21 protein-coding genes and 1 pseudogene are annotated in these 23,521 nt (G+C 68.7%); 11 read left to right on the plus strand and 11 right to left on the minus strand.

The window, feature by feature from the left end; translation table 11 throughout:
- Positions 1 to 181 precede the first annotated feature (181 nt).
- Complete coding sequence (gene tyrS, locus DX912_RS16440) at positions 182 to 1,408, minus strand: tyrosine--tRNA ligase (RefSeq protein WP_233433629.1); 1,227 nt, start codon at positions 1,406 to 1,408, stop codon at positions 182 to 184.
- Positions 1,409 to 1,600: 192 nt separating this feature from the next.
- Between tyrS and DX912_RS16445 the strand changes: the two genes are divergently transcribed.
- Complete coding sequence (locus DX912_RS16445; protein WP_115844294.1) at positions 1,601 to 3,043, plus strand: peptidoglycan DD-metalloendopeptidase family protein; 1,443 nt, start codon at positions 1,601 to 1,603, stop codon at positions 3,041 to 3,043.
- Between the two features lies 1 nt (position 3,044).
- The gene (locus tag DX912_RS16450; protein WP_115844296.1) at positions 3,045 to 4,214 is read left to right on the plus strand and encodes an anhydro-N-acetylmuramic acid kinase; all 1,170 of its coding nucleotides are present in this window, start codon (positions 3,045 to 3,047) and stop codon (positions 4,212 to 4,214) included.
- 27 nt (positions 4,215 to 4,241) lie between these two features.
- Here the strand turns inward: DX912_RS16450 and DX912_RS16455 are convergent, their stop codons facing one another.
- From DX912_RS16455 to DX912_RS16465, 3 genes are read right to left on the minus strand one after another with little or no spacing between them, the layout of a single operon-like run.
- Entirely contained in the window at positions 4,242 to 4,577 is a 336-nt protein-coding gene (locus DX912_RS16455) for a hypothetical protein (RefSeq protein ID WP_181902872.1), read from the minus strand.
- Positions 4,578 to 4,605: 28 nt separating this feature from the next.
- A complete protein-coding gene (locus tag DX912_RS16460; RefSeq protein ID WP_115844298.1) occupies positions 4,606 to 5,997 on the minus strand; it encodes an AmpG family muropeptide MFS transporter in 1,392 nt (463 codons plus the stop codon).
- Positions 5,987 to 6,760 (minus strand): exodeoxyribonuclease III, encoded by a 774-nt coding sequence (locus DX912_RS16465; RefSeq protein ID WP_115844300.1) that lies wholly within the window; start codon positions 6,758 to 6,760, stop codon positions 5,987 to 5,989. The genes DX912_RS16460 and DX912_RS16465 overlap by 11 nt, the downstream gene beginning before the upstream one ends.
- 116 nt (positions 6,761 to 6,876) lie before the next feature.
- On the opposite strand from DX912_RS16465, the gene DX912_RS16470 reads away from it, so the two are divergent.
- From DX912_RS16470 to DX912_RS16480, 3 genes are all read left to right on the plus strand, one after another.
- A complete protein-coding gene (locus DX912_RS16470; protein WP_115844302.1) occupies positions 6,877 to 7,398 on the plus strand; it encodes a GNAT family N-acetyltransferase in 522 nt (173 codons plus the stop codon).
- Positions 7,395 to 8,060: an orotate phosphoribosyltransferase gene (pyrE, locus tag DX912_RS16475; RefSeq protein ID WP_115844304.1), complete on the plus strand. Its 666-nt coding sequence runs from the start codon at positions 7,395 to 7,397 to the stop codon at positions 8,058 to 8,060. Before DX912_RS16470 ends, pyrE begins: the two co-directional genes overlap by 4 nt.
- Before the next feature lie 102 nt (positions 8,061 to 8,162).
- Entirely contained in the window at positions 8,163 to 8,834 is a 672-nt protein-coding gene (locus tag DX912_RS16480; protein WP_181902873.1) for a hypothetical protein, read from the plus strand.
- A 100-nt stretch (positions 8,835 to 8,934) separates the two neighbouring features.
- On the opposite strand, the gene DX912_RS18740 is transcribed toward DX912_RS16480, so the two are convergent.
- The 3 genes and pseudogenes from DX912_RS18740 to coaBC form a co-directional block, all read right to left on the minus strand.
- On the minus strand, positions 8,935 to 11,253 hold the full coding sequence (locus tag DX912_RS18740) for a phosphomannomutase/phosphoglucomutase (protein ID WP_115844308.1): 2,319 nt from the start codon (positions 11,251 to 11,253) through the stop codon (positions 8,935 to 8,937).
- A gap of 14 nt (positions 11,254 to 11,267) precedes the next feature.
- On the minus strand, positions 11,268 to 11,726 hold the full coding sequence (dut, locus tag DX912_RS16490) for a dUTP diphosphatase (protein WP_115844310.1): 459 nt from the start codon (positions 11,724 to 11,726) through the stop codon (positions 11,268 to 11,270).
- 82 nt (positions 11,727 to 11,808) lie between these two features.
- Positions 11,809 to 13,031: pseudogene (gene coaBC, locus DX912_RS16495) on the minus strand (bifunctional phosphopantothenoylcysteine decarboxylase/phosphopantothenate--cysteine ligase CoaBC).
- 246 nt (positions 13,032 to 13,277) lie between these two features.
- Between coaBC and radC the strand changes: the two are divergent.
- From radC to DX912_RS16515, 4 genes are all read left to right on the plus strand, one after another.
- Positions 13,278 to 13,973 (plus strand): RadC family protein, encoded by a 696-nt coding sequence (radC, locus tag DX912_RS16500; protein ID WP_115844312.1) that lies wholly within the window; start codon positions 13,278 to 13,280, stop codon positions 13,971 to 13,973.
- Between the two features lie 63 nt (positions 13,974 to 14,036).
- The gene (gene argS, locus DX912_RS16505; protein WP_115844314.1) at positions 14,037 to 15,725 is read left to right on the plus strand and encodes an arginine--tRNA ligase; all 1,689 of its coding nucleotides are present in this window, start codon (positions 14,037 to 14,039) and stop codon (positions 15,723 to 15,725) included.
- Complete coding sequence (locus DX912_RS16510; protein ID WP_115844316.1) at positions 15,726 to 16,586, plus strand: SPOR domain-containing protein; 861 nt, start codon at positions 15,726 to 15,728, stop codon at positions 16,584 to 16,586. It abuts the gene before it with no gap.
- Between the two features lie 388 nt (positions 16,587 to 16,974).
- Entirely contained in the window at positions 16,975 to 17,370 is a 396-nt protein-coding gene (locus DX912_RS16515; protein WP_115844318.1) for a hypothetical protein, read from the plus strand.
- Between the two features lie 9 nt (positions 17,371 to 17,379).
- Here DX912_RS16515 and DX912_RS16520 read toward each other — a convergent pair whose 3' ends face one another.
- The 3 genes from DX912_RS16520 to speA are packed head-to-tail and all read right to left on the minus strand — an operon-like array spanning position 17,380 to position 20,448.
- Positions 17,380 to 18,255: an NAD(P)-dependent oxidoreductase gene (locus tag DX912_RS16520; RefSeq protein WP_267896528.1), complete on the minus strand. Its 876-nt coding sequence runs from the start codon at positions 18,253 to 18,255 to the stop codon at positions 17,380 to 17,382.
- Positions 18,256 to 18,274: 19 nt separating this feature from the next.
- On the minus strand, positions 18,275 to 18,544 hold the full coding sequence (locus tag DX912_RS16525) for a YciI family protein (RefSeq protein WP_115844322.1): 270 nt from the start codon (positions 18,542 to 18,544) through the stop codon (positions 18,275 to 18,277).
- The gene (gene speA, locus DX912_RS16530) at positions 18,541 to 20,448 is read right to left on the minus strand and encodes an arginine decarboxylase (protein ID WP_115844325.1); all 1,908 of its coding nucleotides are present in this window, start codon (positions 20,446 to 20,448) and stop codon (positions 18,541 to 18,543) included. The genes DX912_RS16525 and speA overlap by 4 nt, the downstream gene beginning before the upstream one ends.
- Before the next feature lie 187 nt (positions 20,449 to 20,635).
- On the opposite strand from speA, the gene speE reads away from it, so the two are divergent.
- On the plus strand, positions 20,636 to 21,490 hold the full coding sequence (gene speE / locus DX912_RS16535) for a polyamine aminopropyltransferase (RefSeq protein WP_115844327.1): 855 nt from the start codon (positions 20,636 to 20,638) through the stop codon (positions 21,488 to 21,490).
- A gap of 229 nt (positions 21,491 to 21,719) precedes the next feature.
- Positions 21,720 to 22,379, plus strand: a complete 660-nt coding sequence (locus DX912_RS16540) for a phosphotransferase (RefSeq protein WP_115844329.1) — start codon at positions 21,720 to 21,722, stop codon at positions 22,377 to 22,379.
- 1 nt (position 22,380) lies between these two features.
- On the opposite strand, the gene DX912_RS16545 is transcribed toward DX912_RS16540, so the two are convergent.
- The gene (locus DX912_RS16545) at positions 22,381 to 23,493 is read right to left on the minus strand and encodes an acyltransferase family protein (RefSeq protein ID WP_115844331.1); all 1,113 of its coding nucleotides are present in this window, start codon (positions 23,491 to 23,493) and stop codon (positions 22,381 to 22,383) included.
- Between the last annotated feature and the right edge of the window lie 28 nt (positions 23,494 to 23,521).

Here is a 23,521-nt window from a genome sequence, read left to right on the forward strand (position 1 = left end):
AACCGCCCTTCGAAAACCGCCGCTTCAACCGCGTCCCGCGTCAGTGATTCACCTCGGCGGGGCGCGCATTGTGCACACGCACAATCGGAATTGGAAGAGGTTTGCGAAGAAATTTTTTGAAGCTTCATGAACGACGCGCGCAACATCAATGCGTGCGTTCAACAACGCACGCAGTACGACGTCAGGCCGCGATCAGGCGAACGCGCGCAAACGTGCGCTTGCCCACCGCAAGCACGCCTTCGAAGCCCGGCACGAACACACGCTGCACGTCTTCGATGACTTCGCCGTCGAGTCGCACCGCACGTTCCTTCAGCTTGCGGTTCGCCTCCGAATTGCTCGGCGTCAGGCCCGCCGCCGTCAGCAACGCCGCGATGCGCACGCCTTCTGCGGGCACGGCGACGTCGTTGATGGGCAGCGACGCGATATCGCCCTCGCCGCGCACCGCGGCATTCCACCCGGCGATCGCCAGCTCCGCAGCCGATTCCCCGTGGAAACGCGCAGCAAGCTCGCGCGCCAGGCGCAGCTTCAGGTCGCGCGGATTGAGCTGTCCACCCTCGATATCGCGCTTGAGCTGCGCGGCTTCGGCGATGCCGATCTCGAAGCTGAGCAGGTCGATCCAGCGCCACATGAGCACGTCGTCGATCTTCATCGTCTTGGTGACCATGTCGATGGCCGGCTCGTTGATGCCGATGTAGTTGCCCAGCGACTTGGACATCTTGTTGACGCCGTCCAGGCCTTCGAGCAACGGCATCGTCAGCACGATCTGCGGCGCCTGGCCGTAATGCTCCTGCAGGCCGCGCCCCATGAGCAGATTGAACTTCTGGTCGGTACCGCCGAGTTCGACGTCGGCCTTCAGCGCGACCGAGTCGTAACCCTGCACCAGCGGATACAGGAACTCGTGGATGGCGATGGACTGCTGCGCCGCGTAGCGCTTGGCGAAATCGTCGCGTTCGAGCATGCGCGCGACCGTGTGCTGCGCGGCGAGCTTGATCATGTCGGCCGCGCCCATCTGGCCGAACCATTCGGAGTTGAAGCGCACTTCCGTGCGCTCCTTGTCCAGCACCTTGAAGACCTGGTCGGCGTAGGTCTGCGCGTTGGCGAGCACGTCTTCGCGGGTGAGCGGCTTGCGGGTGACGTTCTTGCCGGTCGGGTCGCCGATCATTCCGGTGAAGTCGCCGATCAGGAAGATCACCTGGTGCCCGAGGTCCTGGAACTGGCGCATCTTGTTCAGCAGCACCGTGTGGCCCAGATGCAGGTCGGGCGCGGTCGGGTCGAAGCCGGCCTTGATTCGCAGCGGGCGGCCGAGCTTGAGGCGGGCCTCCAGCTCCTCGCGCTTGAGGATCTCGTCGGCGCCGCGGCCGATGAGGTCGAGGGCATCTTGGACAGGGGCGGAAATCTGGGGGGACAAAGTGAGACTCGCTGGTGAATGGTGAACGCGCAATGCGATCACGATCATGGATTCGGGTTAAATCATGGTTAAACATAACCGCCGGGGCACGTGAAGAAAAACCCTATTCAGTTCAAGGGTTTGACGCACACTGCTCGCGCCTCTATGGTAACGCCGCTACATCGCCTTCACACCTGCGCGCGGGACACACACATGACGACTTCCGAGACCGGTACGGATCGGCGCCAACGACTTAAGGCGCTGCGTGAAGCCGCTCTGCACCGTCCGGTCGCCGCAAGCCAGGTGTCCCGGGGTTTCAATGGCCGCTGGACGCGCCGCCACTGGGCGCACGCAAGCCTGTTTGCGACCCTTGGCGTGCTTGTTGCCGCGATCGTGCCCGGCTTCGGTCCCACTTCCAATGTCCCGGCGCCGGCCCATGCCCAGCGCAGCTCGCTGGCGCTGGCGCTGCCGCCGCTCCCGCTGTCGCGCCTGAAGGGCCACAGCGGCGACAGCTGGCAGATCGTGCGCGTGGAGCGCGGCCAGACGCTCGGCGCGGTCTTCGAGGACATGGACCTCCCGGCTTCGACGATGCACCAGATCCTGGAGGCCGTTCCCGGCGACAAGTCCGTCCTGACGCGCCTGAAGCCCGGCACCGAGCTCGCCTTCGACCTGCCGGTCAGCGGTGAACTGCGCACCTTCCGTTACGACCGCGACGACAGCCACCGCGTCGAGCTGGCGATCGCCGGCGACAAGGTCACCGAGAAGGTCACCGTCCGCCCGACCGAGACCCGCACCGTGGTGATCAGTGGCAAGGTCGGCAAGTCGCTGTTCCGTTCGGCCCGCAAGCTGGGCCTGTCGGGCAACAACATCAACACCCTGACCGACGACATCTTCAAGTACGACATCGACTTCAACGAAGACGTCGGCGCCGACGACCGCTTCAGCGTGGTCGTCGAGCAGACCTGGCGCGAAGGCGAACTGCTGCGCACCGGTCCGGTGCTGGCGGCGACCTTCACCACCGGTGGCAAGCTGCACACCGGTTTCCGCTTCGAGCGCGACGGCAAGGCCGAGTACTTCACCGGCGACGGCCGTCCGCTGAAGAAGAGCTTCATCCGCATGCCGATCCCGTATGCGCGCCTGACCTCGAACTTCGGCACGCGCAAACACCCGGTCCTGGGCCGCACGCGCATGCACAAGGGCGTGGACTACGCGGCCCGCACCGGTACGCCGATCATGGCCGCCGGCGACGCGCGCGTCGTCTCGGCCGGCTGGCAGGGCGGCTACGGCAACGCCGTCGTGCTGGACCACGGCCGCGGCTACAGCACGCTGTACGGCCACATGTCGCGCATCGGCAAGATCCGCCCGGGCCAGCGCATCGCGCAGGGCACGGTGATCGGCTACGTCGGCAGCACCGGCATGTCGACCGGTCCGCACCTGCATTACGAATTCCGCGTCAACGGCGTGCACCGCAACCCGCTGTCGATCACCATGCCGCCGCCGGAGCCGCTGTCGGGCAACGCGCTGGCGCAGTTCCGCGCGCAGACGTCCGTCGCGCTGGCGCGGATCCAGAAGGTCGAGAACATCATCTACGCCGACGCGTCCGAGCCCTCGCCGGCCGCGCGCAAGCCGGCCAAGACCGCGAAGACCAAGGCCTGACGTGCCGGCTTCCGCGGCCGGGTCTTCGGGCCCGCCGGTCGACGGACTCTTCGTCGGCCTGATCTCCGGCACCAGCGCGGACGGCATCGACGCCGCGCTCGTCCGCTTCGAACGACACCCCGACGGCCGCGACGCCGTCGAACTGCTGCTGGGCCGCACCTACGCCTGGGACGACGCGCTGCGCGAGCGCCTGGTCGCGCTGGGCCAGGGGTCCGATGCGCAGTCGCTGGACGAACTGGGCACGCTGGACGTGCAGATCGCCGAGTCCTTTGCCGACGCGACGCAGCGCCTGCTGGCCGAAGCCGGCGTGCCGGCCGGCGACGTGCGCGCCATCGGCTCGCACGGCCAGACGGTTCGCCACCGCCCGGAAGGGGCGCGCTTCGACGGCCGCCATCCCTTCACTTGGCAGATGGGCGACGGCGGGCTGATCGCCGAACGCACCGGCATCGCCACCGCGGCCGATTTCCGCCGCCGCGACGTCGCCGCTGGCGGCCACGGCGCGCCGCTGCTGCCCGCGCTGCACGCGGCGCTGCTGGCCGACGCGGACGAAGACCGCGCGGTGCTGAACCTCGGCGGCATCGCCAATTTCACCCTGCTGCCGGTTGACGGCCCCGTGCGCGGCTTCGATACCGGCCCGGCGAACTGCCTGCTCGACGCGTGGTGCCTGCGCCACACGGGCGCCGCGTACGACGCCGGTGGCGCCTTCGCGGCGCAAGGCGAACTCGATGCCGAGCTGCTGGCGCGCCTGCTGGATGAGCCCTGGTTCATGCTGCCGCCGCCCAAAAGCACCGGCCGCGAGCAGTTCCACCTGCGCTGGGTCGAACGCCGCCTCGATGGCGACGAGTCGCCTGCGGACGTGCAGGCCACGCTGCTGGAACTGAGCGCCATCACCATCGCCGACGCGTTGCGCGCGCACCAGCCGACTACGCGTCGCGTGCTCGCCTGTGGCGGGGGCGTGCATAACCCGCGCCTGCTGGAGCGTATCGGCGCGCATCTGCCGGAGGCGGTCGTCGAATCCACGGCGCGTCATGGCGTGGATCCGGACTTCGTCGAGGCGATGGGGTTCGCGTGGCTGGCGCGGCAGACGCTGTCGGGCCTGCCCGGCAACCTGCCCAGCGTGACCGGCGCGCGCGGCCTGCGCGTGCTCGGCGTGGTGCATCCGGTCGCCTGAGGCGGTGGCCCCGCAGTTCCGCGGGGATCAGCTCTTCTGCGCGTAGGCCATCAGGTCGCGGTCGACGTCGGTCAAGCCGGCACTGTCGAGCGGGGCGACGCTGACGTCCGACGGCCGCTCCATGCGGCCGATCTTCGAGAAACCCGGATCGCTCGGAATGTGCTCCAGTGCGGCGATGGCGGCCTGCAGCGCCATCGCATCGGAGTCGGTGAAGCGCGCGGCGAGCTCGGCCTCGCACGCGAACAGGCCATGTTCGAGCAGATGCATCAGCGCTTCCTGCAACGGCCAGCTGCGTGCCTGCGCGACGCGCTTGACGCGGTCGAGCAGCAGCGGGTCGATGTCGTGAAGGATGATGTCGGTCATTCGGATTTCCTTCCAGGCCGGTGCCTGGTCATTCCACCGCAGGTGCGCGGGCGCCCGTGCGGCGAGCGGCCAGGACCAGGCACAGTAGCAGTGCGGGTATCCCGATCAGGGCCGTTCCGGCGAAGAATAGCGAATACGCCTCGAGCAAACTGCGGCCCACTTCCAGTTGTTCGATCGTCCAGCCGGACATTCCCTTCAGTACCTTGCCCGGCAGCGCGTAGAACGAGCTGAGCAGGGCGTACTGCGTGGCCGTGTAGCCAGCGCTGGTCAGGCTGGACATGTAGCCGATCAGCGCGACGCCGGCGAAGCCCGAGCAGAAGTTGTCGATCACCATCACCGCCGTGAAGACGCCGGCATCGGCGCCGTGCAGCGCCAGGTACGAGAAGGCCAGGTTCGATCCCGGACCGAGCACCGCGCCCGCCATCAGGGTCGTGAAGAAGCCGAAGCGCACCGCGCACAGGCCGGCGGCGGCGATGCCCAGCGTGGTCGCCAGCAGGCCGAAGCTGCCGCGGACGGCGCCGACGGTTTCCTTGTCCATTCCGAGATCGGCGTAAAAGGGATTTGCCATCGGGCCGAGCACGAAATCCGGCAGGCGATACAGGCTGATCGCCAGCAGCATCACCAGCGCCCACTTGCCGTGCTCGCGGAAGAACACGACGAACGGGGCAACGATCGCGTCGTAGATCCCCTGCGCCGACAGCATCGAACCATGCGATGCAGCGGCGGCCTGCACGCTGGCGGCGGGCTCGCGCGCCAGGAAGGTGGCGAGGATGCCTACGCCCATCAGCGCCGCCATCACCTCGTACGACAGCGACCAGCCGATGTGCGCGGCGAAGATCAGGATCAGCGAGTCGGTGACCAGCAGCGCGCCGCGGTACCCGAGCGCGGACGTCGCCGTCAGCAGGCCCTGCTGCTCGTTGCTGGAGGCGATCTCGATGCGCCAGGCGTCGATCACGATGTCCTGCGTTGCCGATGCGAAGGCCACCACCAGCGCCAGCACGCCGAATACCACCAGCTGGTCCAGCGTCTGGGCCCACAGCACCAGCTGGCCTTCCTGCGGCTGCACGTTCGCCATGCCGAACAGCGCGATCGCCACGATGACCTGCGACAACAGCATCCAGCCGCGACGACGCCCCAGCCACTTCCCGAGCACCGGCGCGTCGAGCTTGTCGATGAGCGGCGCCCACAGGAATTTCAGCGAATACGCGAGGCCGACCCACGAGAGGAAGCCGATCGTCGACAGCTCGATCGCGTTCTCGCGCATCCAGTAGCCGAGCGTGTTGCCGACCAGGTAGATCGGGATGCCCGAGCTGAAGCCCAGCAGCAGCATCACCAGCACTTTCGGCTCGCGCAGGTTCGCGGCGACCAGGCGCCAGCCCTTCAGTTTCGGCTCGGCAGCCGGCGCCGCTTCAGAAGTCATAGTCGACGCTGAAAGGCGCGTGGTCGGAGAAACGCGGCTCGCGCAGGATCGAACACGCCTTCAGCTTCGAGGCGAGCGACGGCGTGCACAGCTGGTAGTCGATGCGCCATCCGACGTTATTTGCGCGCGCGGCGCCGCGGTTACTCCACCAGGTGTAGTCCTGGCCCTCGGCGTGCAGCGCGCGGTAGGCATCGATCCAGCCCGAGGTGTCCACGCACAGCCCGTTGAGCCACTCGCGCTCGGGCGGCAGGCAACCGGAATTCTTCTGGTTGCTCGTCCAGTTCTTGATGTCGAGCTTCGAGCGCACGATGTTCCAGTCACCGCACAGCACGTAGTCGCGGCCGCTGGCGAGCCACTGGTCGAGATGCGGCTTCAGCCATTCCATCACCTCGAACTTGAAGCCCTGCCGCAGTTCGCCCGACGAGCCCGACGGGATGTAGAACGACACTACGCTCAGGTTGCCGAAGCGCGCCTCGATGTAGCGGCCTTCGTCGTCGAACGGCGCCCAGCCCATGCTCGTGCGGACTTCATCGGGCTCGCGCCGGCTGTAGATCGCCACGCCGCTGTAGCCCTTCTTCGTGATCGCGTCCTTGAACCACGCGCGATACCCCTCGGGCAGGAACTGCGGGCCAGCGAGCTGGTGCTCCTGCGCCTTGGTTTCCTGAACGCACAACACGTCGGCGTCCTGCGTGCGGAACCAGTCGAAGAAGCCCTTGTTGGCGGCCGAACGCAGGCCGTTGGCGTTGAAGCTGATGATGCGCATGCGCACTCCACGACGATGTGCCGGCGATCATAGCCCCTCGCGCGTCGGCGTCGGCCCGGCGTGCGGTAACGGCGCGGCGGGGCGGTTCAAATGGCCCCGGGGCTATCATTCCCGCCATGTCCGCCGTCACCGCCCGCGTCCGCGTCGAACCGATCGTGGATCCCGACTCCACCGCAGCGCGCGCCGTGCGTGCGCTGCGCGTGGCGCCGGACCAGTACCGCTACGTCGGCGACACGGCCTTCAATCTCGGCGACACGCTGCGCGACCCGATGAGCGAGGCGATCGCCGTGATCGCCGACGACGCGATCGTCGGCTTCTACCGGCTCGATTTCGCGCCCAATGCCGTCGTCGGCCGTTCGCTCGGCATGCCGAGCGTCGGCCTGCGTGCGTTCGTGATCGATCACCGCCAGCAGGGCCGCGGCTACGGCCGCATGGCGATGAACGCCTGCTGCGACGACCTGCGCGCGCGCCATCCCGGCCGCGAGGTGCTGGTGCTCACGGTCAACTGCATCAACGCGCCGGCGATCTCGGCATACCTGAAGTCCGGTTTCATCGACACCGGCGAGCTTTTCCACGGCGGCAGCGCCGGCCCGCAGCACGTGATGCTGCAGTTCCTCCACCCGCACACGACGACATGACCCAAGACCACCGCGCCCGTTTCCTCGACCTCGCCCTGCGCGCCGACGCCCTGCGTTTCGGGGACTTCACGCTGAAGTCCGGGCGCCAAAGCCCGTACTTCTTCAACGCGGGACGCTTCGATTCCGGCGCCGCGCTGGCCGGCCTGGCCGCGTGCTACGCCGATGCGATCGATGCGCACGGCGTCGGGTTCGACCTGCTCTTCGGCCCGGCCTACAAGGGCATTCCGCTGGCGACCGCGCTGGCGTGCGAGTACGCGCGTCGCGGCCGCGACCTGCCGGTGGCGTTCAACCGCAAGGAAGCCAAGACCCATGGCGAGGGCGGCAACCTGATCGGTGCACCGCTCCAGGGCCGCCGCGTGCTGATCGTCGACGACGTGATCACCGCCGGCACCGCGATCCGCGAGGCGCTCGGACTGATTCGTGACGCAGGTGGCGAAACCGCCGGCATTGTCATTGCACTCGATCGGCAGGAAGCCATCGACCCGGCCAAAACCCGACGCTCAGCGGCACAATCGGTCGCGGCCGACCATGGCTTGCCGGTCATCGCGGTCGCAACGCTGTCCGACCTGCTGGACTTCGCCGGCGGCAACGCGGAGCTGTCGGCGCAACGCGAGCGCCTGCTGGCCTATCGGCAGGCCTACGGCAGCGACTCGGCCGGCTGATGCCGGGCGCCGTCGTTGCGGCTGATGCTGGCGTGACTCTTGCATGATTCTGGGGGAATCCCGACAGATCCTTCGGACTTTGCTGACGTGACGAACCGCAACGTGATCCATCGCACCCTGCTGAGCCGCACCGTGCCGCTGTTCGTCTGCACGCTGATGTTCGCCACTGCAGGCGCAGCCGTCGCCCAGAAGAAGCCCGCTGCGGCAGGCGGCGCCAAGAAGCTCTACTGCTGGAACGAGAACGGCGCCCGCGTATGCGGCGATGCGCTGCCCGCGCACGCGGTGGACAACGCACGCACCGAGATCAATGCCAAGAGCGGCCTGGCTACCAAGCAGATCGCCCGGGCGCTGACGCCCGAGGAGCGCGCCGCCGCCGAGGCGCAGGCGAAGCTCGACAAGGAGAGCGCCGCGGTCGCCGAAGCGAACAGCCGCCGAGAGCAGGCGATGGTCGAGTCCTACGCCACCGAGGACGACCTGCGCCGCGCATTCGGCGAACGCCAGGCGGTGATGGACGAGGCGATCAAGGCCTCGCGTCTGGGCGTCGTGGGCCGCCGCGACACGCTCGTCGCCCTGCTTCGTCGCGCCGGCGAGAACGAGCTGTCCGGCAAGCCGGTGCCCAAGCCCGCGCAGCAGAACGTGCGCATCCAGCACGACCAGCTGATCCGCCAGCAGGAACTGCTCGTCCAGCAGCTCGCCGAACGCGAGATGATCGACGAGGAACTCGCCGCGGCGCTGGAGCGCTACCACGCGCTCAAGCAGCCCTCCAAGGGCTGAGTCCGGACGGTCCGCATCGGGATCGTTCAAACCAGCGCGGAAAGAAAAAGGCCGGCGGTTCGCACCGTCGGCCTCTTCGTTCCGGGGTGGCGCAGCCACCTTAGAACGGCAGCGCCAGATCCGGCCGCAGCGCCAGCAGCTGGGTGCGGAAGTCGGCCTTGATGCGCGCGAGCGCTTCGGGCGAATCCGCATCGAAGCGCATCACCAGCACGGGCGTGGTGTTGGACGCGCGCACCAGGCCCCAGCCGTCCGGGAAGTCCACGCGCAGGCCGTCGATCGTCGACAGGCGCGCGCCCTCGAACTTGGCCTCATCGCGGAACCATTCCACGAAGCTGTGCGGGTCGCCATCGGGCGCGTCGACCTTGATCTCCGGCGTCGAGATGCCGTTGGGCAGCGCGCCGAGGGTCTCGCTCGGACTGCGCGGCGACGCCGCCAGGATCTCCAGCAGGCGCGCCGCGGCGTAGATGCCGTCGTCGAAGCCGTACCAGCGTTCCTTGAAGAAGAAGTGGCCGCTCATCTCGCCGGCCAGCTCCGCGTCGGTCTCGCGCATCTTGGCCTTGATCAGCGAATGGCCCGTCTTCCACATCAGCGGGCTGCCGCCGTGGCGCAGGATGTGGCCCGGCAGGCGACCGGTGCACTTCACGTCGAACAGGATGACCGCGCCCGGGTTGCGTTCGAGCACGTCGGCGGCGAACAGCATCAGCAGGCGGTCCGGGAAAATGTTCTCGCCCTCGCGCGTCACCACGCCCAGACGGTCGCCGTCGCCGTCGAAGGCGATGCCGACGTCCGCTTCCAGGCGCTGCACCATGCGGATCAGGTCGGTGAGGTTGTGGGGCTCGCTCGGGTCCGGATGGTGGTTCGGGAACGTGCCGTCGATGTCGCAGTACAGCGGCGTCACGTCGGCGCCGATGGCGGCCAGCACGCGCGGGCCGATCTCGCCGGCCACGCCGTTGCCGGCATCGACGACCACGCGCAGCGGGCGGTCGATCTGCACGTCCGACGCGATGCGCTGGACGTAGTCCTCGGAAATGTCGCGCTGGACGAGCGAGCCGAGGTCGCCCAGGTGCAGGCGGTCGTCGGCGATGCGCGCGTAAAGGTCGGTGATGGTGTCGCCGGAGAGCGTCTCGCCGCCGACCACGATCTTGAAGCCGTTGTAGTCCGGCGGATTGTGGCTGCCGGTCACCGACACGCAGGAGCCCGCGCGGAGGTGGTAGGCACCGAAGTACACGACCGGCGTCGGCGCCAGGCCGATGTCGATGACGTTGCGGCCGGCCTTGCGCAGGCCGGCGATCAGGCCTTCAACCAGCGCCGGACCGGACAGGCGGCCGTCGCGGCCGACGACGATGTCGGTCAGGCCCTTCTCGTGCATCAGCGAACCGATCGCATGGCCGATGAGCTCGGCGACGCCCGCATCCAGCGTCTGCCCGACCACGCCGCGGATGTCGTAGGCGCGGAAGATGCCGCGGTCGATGGCGATGGAGGGAACGGGTGCGGCGGGCTTGGGCGGAGTCACGGGTGCGGTGGCCTGGACAGGGGGATTGGCCTCAATGCTCTCCGCCAGCGTCTGAACGGCTCCTTCATCTTCCTCGCCAGCCCCCTTGCCCTTGGCGGCGAACTTCGGCGCGCGCCACGCCAGGAAGGCCAACAGCACGAAGACCGCCGCGGCGATGAAGCATGCCAGCGCCTCCATGCCGAACGGGCCCCCAGCGACGTCAGGCACCGCTGCGGCCACGCGCAGGTCACTGCCCGGGACCTTGGCCGCCAGCGCCTCGGCCCCGCCGGCCAGGGCCTTGTCGCCGCGCTCGATCGCGCTGTAGCCGCCCTGGCGCAACGCGAGATAGCTGTCATCGGAGACGTCGACCTGCGAGAGGCCGACACCGATGCGGCTGATGGGCAGGCGCACGTACGCGACACCAACGGCCTTGTCGCCGACGTGCGCCGGCGCCGCCAGCGCCAGCTGCGGGCCGCCGTTGTGCTGGACCAAGCCGGAGACCGGACGGGCAGCGGCGACCGCGGCTTCGATGACGCCCAGCCGACCGTAGCCGCCCTTCGGCAGCGCCGCGTACTCGCCGGCGAGGTCCAGCGGCAGCACGGCGGCATCGCTCGCCCCGGTCCAGCCCTTGCCGAGTTCCTGCGAAGCCGCGGTCAGATCGCCGGCAGCGAGCGCCGCCTGCAGCGTCGGCGACGCCAGGCGATCGGTGAGCTGTTTCTGTTCGACGCCGAGGGCGCTCACCGCGCTTTCGACGGCGGCGTTGCGCGCCTCGGTGATCGCCAGCCGACGCGAGCCATCCCGGTGAAGCTGGTAGCCGCTCCACGCGAAGAACGCCGCCAGCAGCGCGAACAGCGCGACCACCGCCGGGATCAGCACCTTGAGCTGCGCTGCGCCGGCGGCCAGTTGTCCCTTTTCCAGACCCTTCATTCCCATCCCCTTTGTCAGCGCACGCCCGTGTGGCCAAAGCCACCCGTGCCGCGGGCGCTGGTTTCGAATTCGTCCACCACCGCAAGCTCGGCCCGCACGATCGGCAGGATCACCAGCTGCGCGATACGGTCCCCCGGCTGGATCGTAAAAGCCTCACGGCCCCGGTTCCAAACGCTGATCAGCAGCGGCCCCTGGTAGTCGGCATCGATCAGCCCCGTGCCGTTGCCGAGCACGATGCCGTGCTTATGCCCCAGGCCCGAACGCGGCAGGATCACCGCGCACATCGTCGGATCGCCCAGGTGGATCGCCAGGCCCGACGGCACCAGCGCCGCATCGCCCGGCTGAAGCGCCAGCGGTTCCTCCAGCGCGGCGCGCAGGTCGAGCCCGGCGCTCGCCGGCGTGGCGTAGGTCGGCAGCGGCCATTCCCCGCCGAAGCGTGGGTCGAGGATCTTCAGTTCGAGCGTGTGGTTCATGCGGTCCGTCGTGAAGGTGCGCGCGGTATCGTACCGACGCGATGTCGTGTTGGAGACGCAAGCATCGTGCCAACGGCACGCGTCAGGCGGGCATTCGCGCGGCGATGAGTTCCAGCAGGTCGTCGGCGAGCGACGTCTTCGGCGCGGGGCCGAGCACGTGGCTGGCGCCGTCGACGGCGAAGACCGACAGCGTGTTGTCGTCGCTCTCGAAACCGCTGCCCGATACGCCGACGCGATTGGCGGCGATCAGGTCCAGGCGCTTGTTCTCGAGCTTGCCGCGCGCGTAGGCCTCGACGTGATCGGTTTCGGCCGCGAAGCCCACCACCAGCCGCGGCCGCTGCGCGTGCGAGGCGATGTCGGCCAGGATGTCGCGCGTACGCACCAGCGTCAGGTTCAGCGTGTCCTGCCCCGCGGTCTTCTTGATCTTGTTCGATGCAGCCTGCGCGGGTGCGAAATCCGCGACCGCCGCGGCGCCGATGTAGATGTCGGCCGGCAACTGCGAAAGCACCGCCTCGTGCATCTGCGCGGCCGAACGCACGTCGATGCGCGTCACGCCCGCGGGCGTCGGCAGCGACACGGGGCCGGCGAGCAGCACGACGTTGGCACCGAGCCGCGCGGCCGATTGCGCCACGGCGAAGCCCATCTTCCCGCTGCTGCGGTTGCCGATGAAGCGGACCGGATCGATGTCCTCGTAGGTCGGACCGGCGCTGACGACGATGCGCAGCCCGCGCAGGCGTTCGGCCGCGCTCATGCGAGGGCCTGCCCGAGTGCAATCAGGATTTCCGCCGGCTCGCTCATGCGTCCCGGCCCGGATTCGCCTTCGGCGAGCGGCCCGTCGTTCGGTCCGACGATCTGCACGCCGCGCTCGCGCAATGTCGCGATGTTCGCCTGCGTGGCCGGATGCAGCCACATGCGGTGGTTCATCGCCGGCGCTACGGTGATGGGCGCGGTCGTCGCCAGGCACAGCGTGGTGACCAGGTCGTCGGCGAATCCGTGCGTGAGCTTGGCGAGCGTGTTCGCGGTTGCGGGGGCGATGACGACGCGGTCGGCCCAGCGCGCCAGTTCGATGTGGCCCATTGCAGCTTCGGCCGCGGCATCCCACAGCGAGGTGCGCACCGGCACGCCCGAGAGCGCCTGGAAGGTCGTCGTGCCGACGAACTGCTGTGCGTTCTGCGTCATCGCAACGGTCACCTCGCAGCCGGCGTCGCGAAGGCGGCGTACCAGTTCGGCCGACTTGTAGGCGGCGATCCCGCCGCACACGCACAGCAGGATCTTGGTTCCGCGCAGGGAGCGAGGCTCGACCATCTGGAAAATACCTACCGCCGAATCAGCGTTTAGCTTACCCGAACGACCTGCCCAGCCCGCCTGTGCGCGCGGCGGCGACGCGATGGAATACGCATACGGCGGGCGGCCGTCACACGAACGCGGTGGTGCGGGTTCGGCGTGCGGCGCCGCGGTGGTGCTCAGTGGTGCATCGCCTGCAGCGGCGCAACGGCGGCCGCCCGCCCACTTCCGCGCAGCACTGCCGGTCTTTCCCAGCATTCGGTCACCATGGACGCATCGATCCGCCCCCTCCACATCCGCGAATGGCCGACGGACGAACGTCCGCGCGAACGGCTGCTCGCCTATGGCGCCAAGGCGTTGTCCGACGCCCAACTGCTGGCGATCTTCCTGGGCTCCGGGCTGCGCGGCCGAGATGCGGTGACCACCGCACGCGACCTGCTGCACGCGCATGGGCCGCTGCGCACGTTGCTGGAACAACCGGCCGATGTCTTGTCGAAACTGCCGGGGCTGGGGCCTGCACGTGCGTGCCGGCTCGCCGCGGCGCTGGAGCTCGGGCATCGCTTCCTCGGCGCGGAGCTCGAACGGGGCGCGCTGCTGAGCGATCCCCATGCAGCAGGCCGCTATTTCGCGCAGCGCCTTCGCGGCCGGCCACATGAGGTCTTTGCCGTCCTGTTCCTGGATACCCGCCATCGGGCGATCGCGTTCGAGGAGCTGTTCCAGGGCACCATCGACGGCGCCCAGGTTCATCCGCGCGAAGTCGTGCGTCGCGCGCTTTCCCTCAACGCGGCCGCCGCGATCTGCGGGCACAACCATCCCAGCGGCAATCCCGAGCCCAGCGCGGCGGACCGCACCATCACCGCGCGCCTGAAAGAGTCGCTGGCGCTGGTCGACGTGCGGCTCCTTGATCACATCGTGGTCGGCGACGGGACGCCCGTCTCGCTGGCTGCGCGAGGCTGGGTGTGAACGGCCGGCCCCACGGGCCCGCTCGCGTACAATGCCCGGTCCCGCAGCACCCCGCAGAATCCCGTGAAATCCACTCTCCGCGCCCTCGTGGCGCAGGCGATCGACGCCCTCCGCGCCGCCGGCACCCTGCCGGCCGACCTCGTCACGCCCGAGTTCGTCATCGAGCGTCCGAAGAACGCAGGTCAAGGCGATTTCTCCACCAACGCCGCCATGCTGCTCGCCAAGCCCGCGCGCTCGAATCCGCGCGCGATCGCGCAGGCGCTGGTCGATGCGCTGCCGGCCAGCGCCGACCTGGCCAAGGTCGAGATCGCCGGCCCCGGCTTCATCAACTTCCACGTCGACGAAGCCGCATGGCGGCGCCAGATCGGCCAGGTGCTCGAACAGGGCGCCGCCTACGGTCGCAACGAGAGCGGCAAGGGCCATCGTGCCGGCGTGGAATACGTGTCGGCCAATCCGACCGGTCCGCTGCACGTGGGCCACGGTCGCGCGGCGGTGATCGGCGACTGCATCGCGCGCGTGCTCGATGCCAACGGCTGGAACGTGGCGCGCGAGTTCTACTACAACGACGCCGGCGCGCAGATCAACAACCTCGCCATTTCGGTGCAGGCACGCGCGCAGGGCCACGGTCCGGAACATCCAGACTGGCCGGAAGACGGCTATCGCGGCGACTACATCAAGGACGTCGCGGCGGCCTACCTGCGCGGCGACAGCGTCGAGGTGGAAGGCTACGTCGTGACGGGAGCGAAGGACGCGAACGATCTCGACGCGATCCGCCAGTTCGCCGTCGCGTACCTGCGTCGCGAGCAGAACCTGGACCTGGAAGCCTATGGCGTTTCGTTCGACGTCTACTTCCTGGAGTCCTCGCTCTACACCGACGGCAAGGTCGAGGAGACCGTGCGCGAGCTCGTCGCCCACGGCCACACCTACGAGGAAGGCGGTGCGCTGTGGCTGCGCACCACCGACTTCGGCGACGACAAGGACCGCGTGATGCGCAAGTCCGACGGCACGTACACCTACTTCCTGCCGGACGTCGCCTATCACCTCAGCAAGTGGCAGCGCGGCTACGAGCGCGCGATCACCGAGCTGGGCGCCGACCACCACGGCTCGCTCGCCCGCGTGCGCGCCGGCCTGCAGGCGCTGGATTGCGGCATCCCGACCGGCTGGCCGGAATACGTGCTGCACCAGATGGTCACCGTCATGCGCGGCGGCGAGGAAGTGAAGCTGTCCAAGCGCGCCGGCAGCTACGTCACGCTGCGCGATCTGATCGACGAAGTCGGCCGCGATGCGACGCGCTGGTTCCTGATCGCCCGCAAGCCCGATTCGCAGCTGACTTTCGACATCGACTTCGCGCGCAGCCAGTCGCTCGACAACCCGGTGTACTACGTGCAGGTCTCGCATGCGCGCATGTACGGCCTGATGCGCCAGCTGAAGGAGCGCGGCCTGTCGTTCGACGCGGCCAACGGCCTCGCCCAGCCCCTGGATCTGGACGACGTCGCAGCGCGCGAACTCATCGCCACGCTGCTGCGCTATTCCGACGTCGTCGAGACCGCCGGCCGCGACCTGGAACCGCACCAGATCGCTGCCTACCTGCTCGAACTGGCGCAGACGTTCCAGACGTACTACAACGACCACCAGTTCCTGGTCGACGACGCCAACACCCGCGATGCGCGTCTCGTGCTCGCGATGGCGACGCGGCAGGTACTGGCCAACGGTCTCGAACTGCTGGGCGTCAGCGCCCCCGAGGTGATGTAAGTGGCGGCGAAACGAGGCAAGTCCCAGGCACGACGCAATTCCGGCGGCGACAACGGCCTGCCCGGCTGGGCCTGGATGGTGCTGGGCATCCTGCTGGCGGTGGTCGCGATCCTGGTCGCGCCGAAGTACTTCAAGTCCGGCGGTGACGGCTTCTTCCGCCCGCAGCCCAACCCCGACGCGCAGCCGGCCACGGCCAGTGGCGCGGACGAGGAGGCCATCGCGCAGGACGCCGCGCCTGCTCCTGCCAAGGGGAAGGGCAAGGGCGCGCAGGACGAAGCGGCGAAGAAGGACACCGACTACGACTTCTACACGCTGCTTCCTGGCAAGGAAGTGCCGATGACGGATGCCGAGCTCGCCGCGAGCGAGAAGGCCGAAGCCAAGCGTGCCGCGGAGCGCGAGAAGCAGGCGCGCCCGTCGGCCGATGACGCCGACGCCGCGGCCACGCCGGCAACGACCGCACAGACCGCTCCGCTGCCGCGCCCGGTCGAGACCGACACCGTCCCGTCGCGGACGCCGACCACGGGCAGCGCCGCCACGCCGGCGGCCACGGCGTCGAGCGCGCCGTCCGAGGCGAAGGCCGCGACGACCGCCGCCACGCCGGCCACGTCCTCAGCGGCTACCGACGACGGCACCCGCTACCTGCTGCAGGCCGGTGCGTTCCAGGCGTCGGGCCAGGCAGAGGAAATGAAGGCGCGCATCGCGATGCTCGGCCTCAGCGCGCGCGTCGAATCGGCGGCCATCAACGGCAGCACGGTGTACCGCGTTCGCATGGGACCGTACGGCACGGCGAGCGATCTCGCGGATGCCAAACGCAAGCTCGCCGGCGGTGGCCTGCAGGCGATGGCCATCAAGGTGAAGTAGCACCTGCCATCGGCCGCGGCCCATCCGCGCCAATGACGAATCGGGGGCCCGCGCACGCGGGCCCTTTTTTTCTCCAGGAGCTTGCCGTTGACGGAAGTGGCGGCGCCTTCCCGCGCGGGCGAGGGGTTGGGGTTTAAGGGCTGGGGCGTTCGCGCTGCTCTCCACGCTCGCGCGGATGGCAGAAGCAAAATGGATTCCAGCGTTCGCTGGACTGACGCTGATGTTTCGGCTGGGCGAACAGACGGCGCGGGAACCGATCAGCCGCCACAAACCACCGTTGATCCGGTCAACGCGCCCACGAACCGGCGAGGCGCGACCGCGGTCACCGCTGCGGCGTCATTCCGCGGCTAGACTGCCGCGGTCCCGCAACGGGATCTCTGGGGAACGGATGGACAAGCGCACTCTGTCGGGCTGCATCGCCGCGTTGGTCGGCTTGATGCTGTTCACGCTCATCGGCTTCGTGTTCGGCGCGAAACTGCAGCACGTGCAGGCCACGCCGTGGGGCCAGCTGCCGCTGCTCGACCTGATCGGCATATTCGTCTCGATGGTCGCCGGCGGCGCGCTGGCCGGCCGTCGCTTCACGTGGTTCGCGGCCGGCCTGGTCGCGCTGATGTGGTTCGCGATCGTGTTCGTACTGGTGTCGGTGCAGCCCGAAATGACGCTCGCGAAGGTGCTGCGCTTCAACCGGCTGGCGATCGGATCGAGCCTGCTGCTCGCGTGGCTCGGCGCCTTCGTGGGCGCGCGCCTGAAGGAACGGCCCAGCGCCCGGCGCGGGACCGCGTAATCGAGCGCCTCAGCCGCCGCGCTTGAGCGTGATCAGCGCGGACGTATCCGATTCGCCCTGTCCGCGTTCGATCAGTTCGGCGTAATCGGCCAGTGCCTGTTCGACCGTGCTCATGCGAACGCCGGTATCGCGGGCGATCGCCGCGACGATGCGCAGGTCCTTCAGCATGTGCGCGCACTTGAAGCCCGGGTTGAACTCGTCGCGCAGCATCGTCGCGCCGCGCTTGTCGAGGAACCAGTTGTTCGCCGCGCCAGCCAGCAGCGTCGGCAGCAGCTTTTCCGGATCCAGGCCCAGCTTTTCGCCCAATGCCAGGCCTTCGCAGACGGCTTCGTTGATACCCGCCACGAGCACCTGGTTCACGGCCTTCGTCGCCTGGCCGGCGCCGGTCGCGCCCATGTGGCTGATGCGCGCCGCGTAGCTTTCGATCACCGGGCGCGCGACTTCCAGCACGTCCGCATCGCCCCCGACCATCACCGACAGCTTGCCGTTGCGCGCGCCTTCCACGCCGCCGGACACCGGCGCGTCGAGGAAACCGATGTTGTGCTGCGCCAGCTGCGCGGCGCAGCGGCGTGCGGTATCCACCGCGACGGTGGAATGGTCGATCACGATCGCGCCCGGCTTCAGCACGTCCGCCAGTGCGGCGACGTTTTCCAGCACGTCGGCATCGAGCGACACGCACAGCACCACGACATCGCAGTCGGCGAAGTTCGCGCCAGAGCGCGCCGCGCGCACGTTCAGCTCCGCGGCGAGCGCGTCGGCCTTGGCCTGTGTGCGGTTGCCCACCGCGGTGAGCAGGCCCTTGGCGTGCACGTAGCGGGCCATCGGGGCGCCCATCGCACCGAGGCCAATGAAGCCAACTTTCATCTGCTTGTTCCGTTGATTGATTGAGAAGAGCGCCGGCCGTTCAGGGCGCGGCGTTCCATTCGTGCACGGTCACTTCCGAGGGACCGCGGACGTGGAGCGGGTCGGCGAACGCGATGGCTTCAGCCTCCGCCAGACTACCCGCCCGGACGATGTACGCGCCGCCACTCCTGTCGGAAAACGGACCGGCCAGCTCCAGCCGGCCTTGCCCGCGCAGCGCGTCCAGGTGCGCGTGGTGCGGGCCGATCACCGCCTCGTCGAAGGCCGCCGTGCGGCGCGCCAGGACGAGGTACCGCCTTCGTTCTCCGCTCATGCCAGCGGCACGTCGTCGAGGTAGGTGTAACCGGTGAGGCCGCTTTCCAGTGCAGCGTCCAGACGCGCCATCTCGTCGGCCGGCAAGCCGGCGGCGGCGACCTTCTCGCGATACGCCGCGCGCAGGTCGTCGAGCCGGTAGCCGACGTAGTCGAGCATCACGTCGGTCGTGTCGCCGCGGCGCTGCTGCGTCAGCCTGTAGCCCTTGCCCTGCGTGTCGCCGCCGCCTTCGATGCGCACTTCCACCGCGTCGGTGTCGCCGAACAGGTTGTGGATGTCGCCGAGGATTTCCTGGTACGCGCCGACCAGGAAAAACCCGATGCGGTACGTCTCGCCCGGACGCTGCGCGTGCAGCGGCAGCGAGGTGTCCAGGCCCTCGTTCTCGACGTAGGTCTTCACCGTGCCGTCGGAATCGCAGGTCATGTCGGCCAGCACGCCGCGGCGCGTGGGTTCCTCGTCCAGGCGTTCGATCGGAACGATCGGGAACACCTGGTCGATCGCCCACACGTCCGGGATCGATTCGAACACGCTGAAGTTGACGAAGTACTTGTCGACGAGGCGGTCGTTGAGTTCGTCCAGCAGCTCGCGATGGCTCTTCTCGTCGTAGCTCAGGCGCTTACGCACCGAGTGCGCGATCGCGTAGAACAGGTCGTCGATGCGCGCGCGATGCACCAGGTCGAGCTGGCCCAGCGCGTACAGCTGCAGACCTTCGGCGTGGTGGTGCTGCGCTTCGTGGAACAACTCCACCGGCGGGCGCTGCTCCAGCTCGCTGTAGACCTCGCGCAGGTGGCGGATCACCGCCGGCTCGTCGTCGTGCACGTCGGGGATGCGGCCTTCCGGCGCTTCCTCGACTTCGGCCACGTTCGCCACCAGCACCGCATGGTGCGCGGTCATCGCGCGGCCGCACTCGGTGACGATGCGCGGCGGCACCAGCCCGTGCTCGGCGCAGGCATCCGACAGCGGCTGCACGATGGAGTTGGCGTACTGCTGCACCCCGTAATTGATCGAGCAGAAGCCGCGCGAACGCGTGCCTTCGTAATCGATGCCCAGGCCGCCGCCGACGTCCATGTAGCGCACGTTGGCGCCCAGGCGCGAGAGCTCGACGAAATAGCGCGTCGCCTCGCGCATGCCGTTGGCGATGTCGCGCACGTTGGAGATCTGCGAGCCCATGTGGAAATGCAGCAGCTGCAGCGAATCGGTCATGTCCGAATCGCGCAGCTTCTTCCACAGATCCAGCACCTGGCGCGGCGAGAGGCCGAACTTCGCCTTGTCGCCGCCGCTGTTCTGCCACTTGCCCGCGCCGAGCGAGGCCAGGCGCATGCGCACGCCGAGGCCCGGCTTCACGCCTAGCGCGGCCGCTTCGTCCATCACGAGTGCGAGTTCCGAGGGCTTCTCGATGACGATGAAGGTCTCCAGCCCGAGCTTGCGGCCGATCAGCGCCAGGCGGATGTATTCGCGGTCCTTGTAACCGTTGCAGACGATCAGGCCGCCCGGCCGCGACAGCGCGAGCACCGCCATCAATTCAGGCTTGCTGCCCGCTTCCAGGCCGAAGCCTTCGCCGGTGTGCGACGCCAGCGTGCCGGCAACGCCGCGATGCTGGTTCACCTTGATCGGATATACCGCCGTGTAGCCGCCGGCGTAGCCCCAGTCGGCCTGCGCCTGCGCGAAGGCGGCCTGCAGCTTGCCGAGGCGGTCGCCGAGGATGTCCGGGAAGCGCACCAGCAGCGGCAGCTTGGCGCCGTTGGCCTTGGCGGCGTCCACGACCTGCGGCAGCGAGATCGCCGGGCCCTTCTCGCCGCGCGGCCGCACGACGACCTGCCCGTTCGCGCCCACGTCGAAATAGCCTTCCGACCAGTGCGGGATCGAGTAGGTCTTGCGGGCCTGATCGAGCGACCAGTGGGACATCGGCGCGGTTCCGGGGGAGGCGGGGGGACGCGCATTCTACAGCCCGGGGGCGGACGGTCCCGTCCCCTGGGTCGATCGGCGACGAATCCGGCCCGTAACACGCTCTCCGCTACAATGCCGCCCCTTTTCCCGCCGCCCCGAGCCGTCGACGACGGCGTCCGGACGGCCTTTCCCCTGGGACGCGCGCATGAGCACCAACACTTCCTGGCATTACGAGAACTTCGACCCGACCGGTTCGGCGATCGGCTACCGCATCACCCGGAAGCTGGACGAAGTGCAGTCGCCGTTCCAGAAGATCGAGATCTTCGAGAGCACCGACTGGGGCAACCTGATGCTCATCGACGGCGCGATGATGCTGACCACGAAGGACAACTTCTTCTATCACGAGATGATGTCCCACCCGGCGCTGTTCACCCATGCCAGGCCCGAGAACGTGGTGATCATCGGCGGCGGCGACTGCGGCACGCTGCGCGAGGTGCTCAAGCACAAGGGCGTGAAGAAGGCCGTCCAGTGCGACATCGACGAGCAGGTCACGCGCATGGCCGAGAAGTGGTTCCCGGAACTGTGCGACGCCAACGACGACCCGCGCGCGACGCTGCTGTTCGACGACGGCATCGCCTACATGAAGAACTGCGAGCCGGGCTCGCTGGACGTGGTGATCGTGGACTCCACCGACCCGGTCGGCCCGGCCGAGGGCCTGTTCAACAAGGCCTTCTTTGAAAGCTGCTTCCGCGCGCTGAAGGACGACGGCATCCTGGTCCAGCAGTCCGAATCGCCGCTGATGCTGCTCTCGCTCATCAAGGAAATGCGCGCCGAGATGGGCAAGGCCGGCTTCACCACGTTCCAGACGCTGCCCTTCCCGCAGCCGTGCTACCCGACCGGCTGGTGGAGCTGCACGTTGGCGCGCAAGGGACAGGGTTTCGATTTCCGCGTGGCCGACGCCCGCGCGAAGGACTTCGACACCAAGTACTACACCGCCGACGCGCACCAGGGCGGCGCAGTGTTGCCGCCGTTCGTGGCCGCGGAGCTGGACGGCCGCTGAGGTCCCCGCTTCGACCTGTCCAAGGCCCCGCTCCGGCGGGGCTTTTTTATTGGCGTGAACCGATGCGTGCCTTGTGCCGAATGTGGTGCGGCCGCGGAACGGTGAGTGCCGCAGGGGCGCGTCGACGACTTCGTTCGCGACATTAAAATTTCAATAACTGAACCGTCCGGTTCAGAGAACCGCCGCGCCGCCCTCCCCCGAGCACGACGCGCGTCGCCGGATCCCCCCGATGAACGCCTCCACCCTGCCGCGCGACCCCCGGTCGCTGCCGCCCGATGTTCGCCTGCTCAAGCGTGGCGAACGTTTCCTCGAACCCGACGTCTACGTGCTTGACGTTGACGGACGCCCCGCCGTGGTCAAGGACTACGGGCGGTATCGCCGCACGCCGCTGTCGCTGCCCGCGCGGCTGCTCGTGCGGCGCGAGGCGCGCGTCCTCGACCGGCTGCGCGGCTGGCGCCATGCGCCGGCGCTGCTGGGCACGATCGGTGGCCTGGCACTGGGCATCGAGTTCATTCCCGGCCAGACGCTGGGCGAGGTCGCCCTCGACGCCGGTTCGCACGTGTTTCAGCAGCTGCGCGGCGCGGTGGCCTCGCTGCATGCGGCGGGGATCACGCACAACGACCTGCATCCGGCGAACGTGCTGGTCGCCGGCTCGACACCGGTGCTGATCGATTTCGCCTCCGCCATGCGCACCCCGCGCTGGCTGCGCTGGTTGCCGCTCGCGCGCGAGCTGCGCCGCAGCGACCTGGCGAACGTCGCGAAGATGCGCCAGCGCCTGACCGGGCAGGGCCCCAGCGCGCGCGAGGCCGAACTGCTCGCGCCGCCGCGCTGGGTCGATGCGATCCGCCTGGGGTGGAAGCGCGTCTACCGGCGGCTCAAGCGCGGCTGAGTCACGCGCCAGCTTCGGCTAGCCGCGGGCGGGCGGCATCGCGGCGACGTTCGCGCAGTCGCAGGAACGGCCGCTCGACGGCGTAGTGCAATGCCGCGCCACCGGCGAGCGTCGCCACCGCGTACACGGCGAACGTCGGGAGCCCGTGCCCCGCCAACGCTTCGCCCCAGGTGCGATCCACCGCGGCGAAGACCAGCTTGTGGCTGAGGTAGAGGCTGTAGGAGATCGCCGCGATCCAGCCCGCGCCCGGCATCGCGCGGCGTCCGATCCAGCTTTGCGAGCTCGCACCGGCGACCACGAGGCATGCAATCGACCACGACAGCACCGGCCAGCCGACCGCGTTGCCAATCAGGCCGGTGCGCTGCTCGAACAGCCAGAACGCCAGCGCCATGCCGGCGACGCCGACCGCGAGGAACGCGTTGCCGCGACGCGTCATGCGTTCCCATGTCGCCGGACGGAATACAACGATGACCGCCAGCACGACGCCCGCGAGCAGCCCGTCGAGGCGGCACCACGTCGGGTAATACAGGTCCTCGACGAACCACGGCCGGTCGGGCTGCACGGCGTCGTAGTGGAGCCACGTGCCGGCACGCACCGCGACGCCGCCGACCACGACGAACGCGCACAGGCCGACGAACTTCGCGACCGAAGGCCGCTTCGCCATGAACACGGCAAGCGCGGGGAACACGAGGTAGAAGTGCTCCTCCACGCACAGCGACCACGCGTGCGAGAACGCCTGCTGCGTGCCGTAGTCGATCAGCAGGTTGAAGGTGAAGGTCGCGAACATCCACCACGGCGCCAGGCCTTCGGCTTCACGCCATTGCGGAAACGCCACGTAGATCGCGAGCACCACGACGAACGCCGGCAGGATCCGCCAGGCGCGCCGCGCGTAGAAGTCGCCGAAGGAAAGGCGTTCGCCGCGCGCGAGCGGCGCCAGCACCTGGCGGCCGATGAGAAAGCCGCTCAGCACGAAGAAGATGTCCACGCCCATCCAGCCGTAGCGCTCGAGCCACTTGAAGTCCTGCCCGAGTCCGCCGACGAGGAAGGAATGGAACAGCATCACCCACACCACCGCGATCGCGCGGAGCAGGTCAAGTCCGGGAAGGCGCGTCATGACGTCCTTTTCGATGGATGGCCTGCCG

It is taken from the genome of Lysobacter soli (assembly GCF_003382285.1).
Taxonomy (GTDB): Bacteria; Pseudomonadota; Gammaproteobacteria; order Xanthomonadales; family Xanthomonadaceae; genus Lysobacter_J; species Lysobacter_J soli.

Bases quoted from the DNA above. Each gene is read 5' to 3' on its own strand.
- DX912_RS16460 (WP_115844298.1), bottom strand. From the start codon at position 5,997: ATGACTTCTGAAGCGGCGCCGGCTGCCGAGCCGAAACTGAAGGGCTGG.
- pyrE (WP_115844304.1), top strand. From the start codon at position 7,395: ATGACCCAAGACCACCGCGCCCGTTTCCTCGACCTCGCCCTGCGCGCC.
- DX912_RS16455 (WP_181902872.1), bottom strand. From the start codon at position 4,577: ATGACCGACATCATCCTTCACGACATCGACCCGCTGCTGCTCGACCGC.
- DX912_RS16465 (WP_115844300.1), bottom strand. From the start codon at position 6,760: ATGCGCATCATCAGCTTCAACGCCAACGGCCTGCGTTCGGCCGCCAAC.
- DX912_RS16540 (WP_115844329.1), top strand. From the start codon at position 21,720: ATGAACGCCTCCACCCTGCCGCGCGACCCCCGGTCGCTGCCGCCCGAT.
- DX912_RS16515 (WP_115844318.1), top strand. From the start codon at position 16,975: ATGGACAAGCGCACTCTGTCGGGCTGCATCGCCGCGTTGGTCGGCTTG.
- radC (WP_115844312.1), top strand. From the start codon at position 13,278: ATGGACGCATCGATCCGCCCCCTCCACATCCGCGAATGGCCGACGGAC.
- DX912_RS18740 (WP_115844308.1), bottom strand. From the start codon at position 11,253: ATGAAGGGTCTGGAAAAGGGACAACTGGCCGCCGGCGCAGCGCAGCTC.
- dut (WP_115844310.1), bottom strand. From the start codon at position 11,726: ATGAACCACACGCTCGAACTGAAGATCCTCGACCCACGCTTCGGCGGG.
- DX912_RS16525 (WP_115844322.1), bottom strand. From the start codon at position 18,544: ATGAGCGGAGAACGAAGGCGGTACCTCGTCCTGGCGCGCCGCACGGCG.
- DX912_RS16545 (WP_115844331.1), bottom strand. From the start codon at position 23,493: ATGACGCGCCTTCCCGGACTTGACCTGCTCCGCGCGATCGCGGTGGTG.
- DX912_RS16445 (WP_115844294.1), top strand. From the start codon at position 1,601: ATGACGACTTCCGAGACCGGTACGGATCGGCGCCAACGACTTAAGGCG.
- speE (WP_115844327.1), top strand. From the start codon at position 20,636: ATGAGCACCAACACTTCCTGGCATTACGAGAACTTCGACCCGACCGGT.
- speA (WP_115844325.1), bottom strand. From the start codon at position 20,448: ATGTCCCACTGGTCGCTCGATCAGGCCCGCAAGACCTACTCGATCCCG.
- DX912_RS16470 (WP_115844302.1), top strand. From the start codon at position 6,877: ATGTCCGCCGTCACCGCCCGCGTCCGCGTCGAACCGATCGTGGATCCC.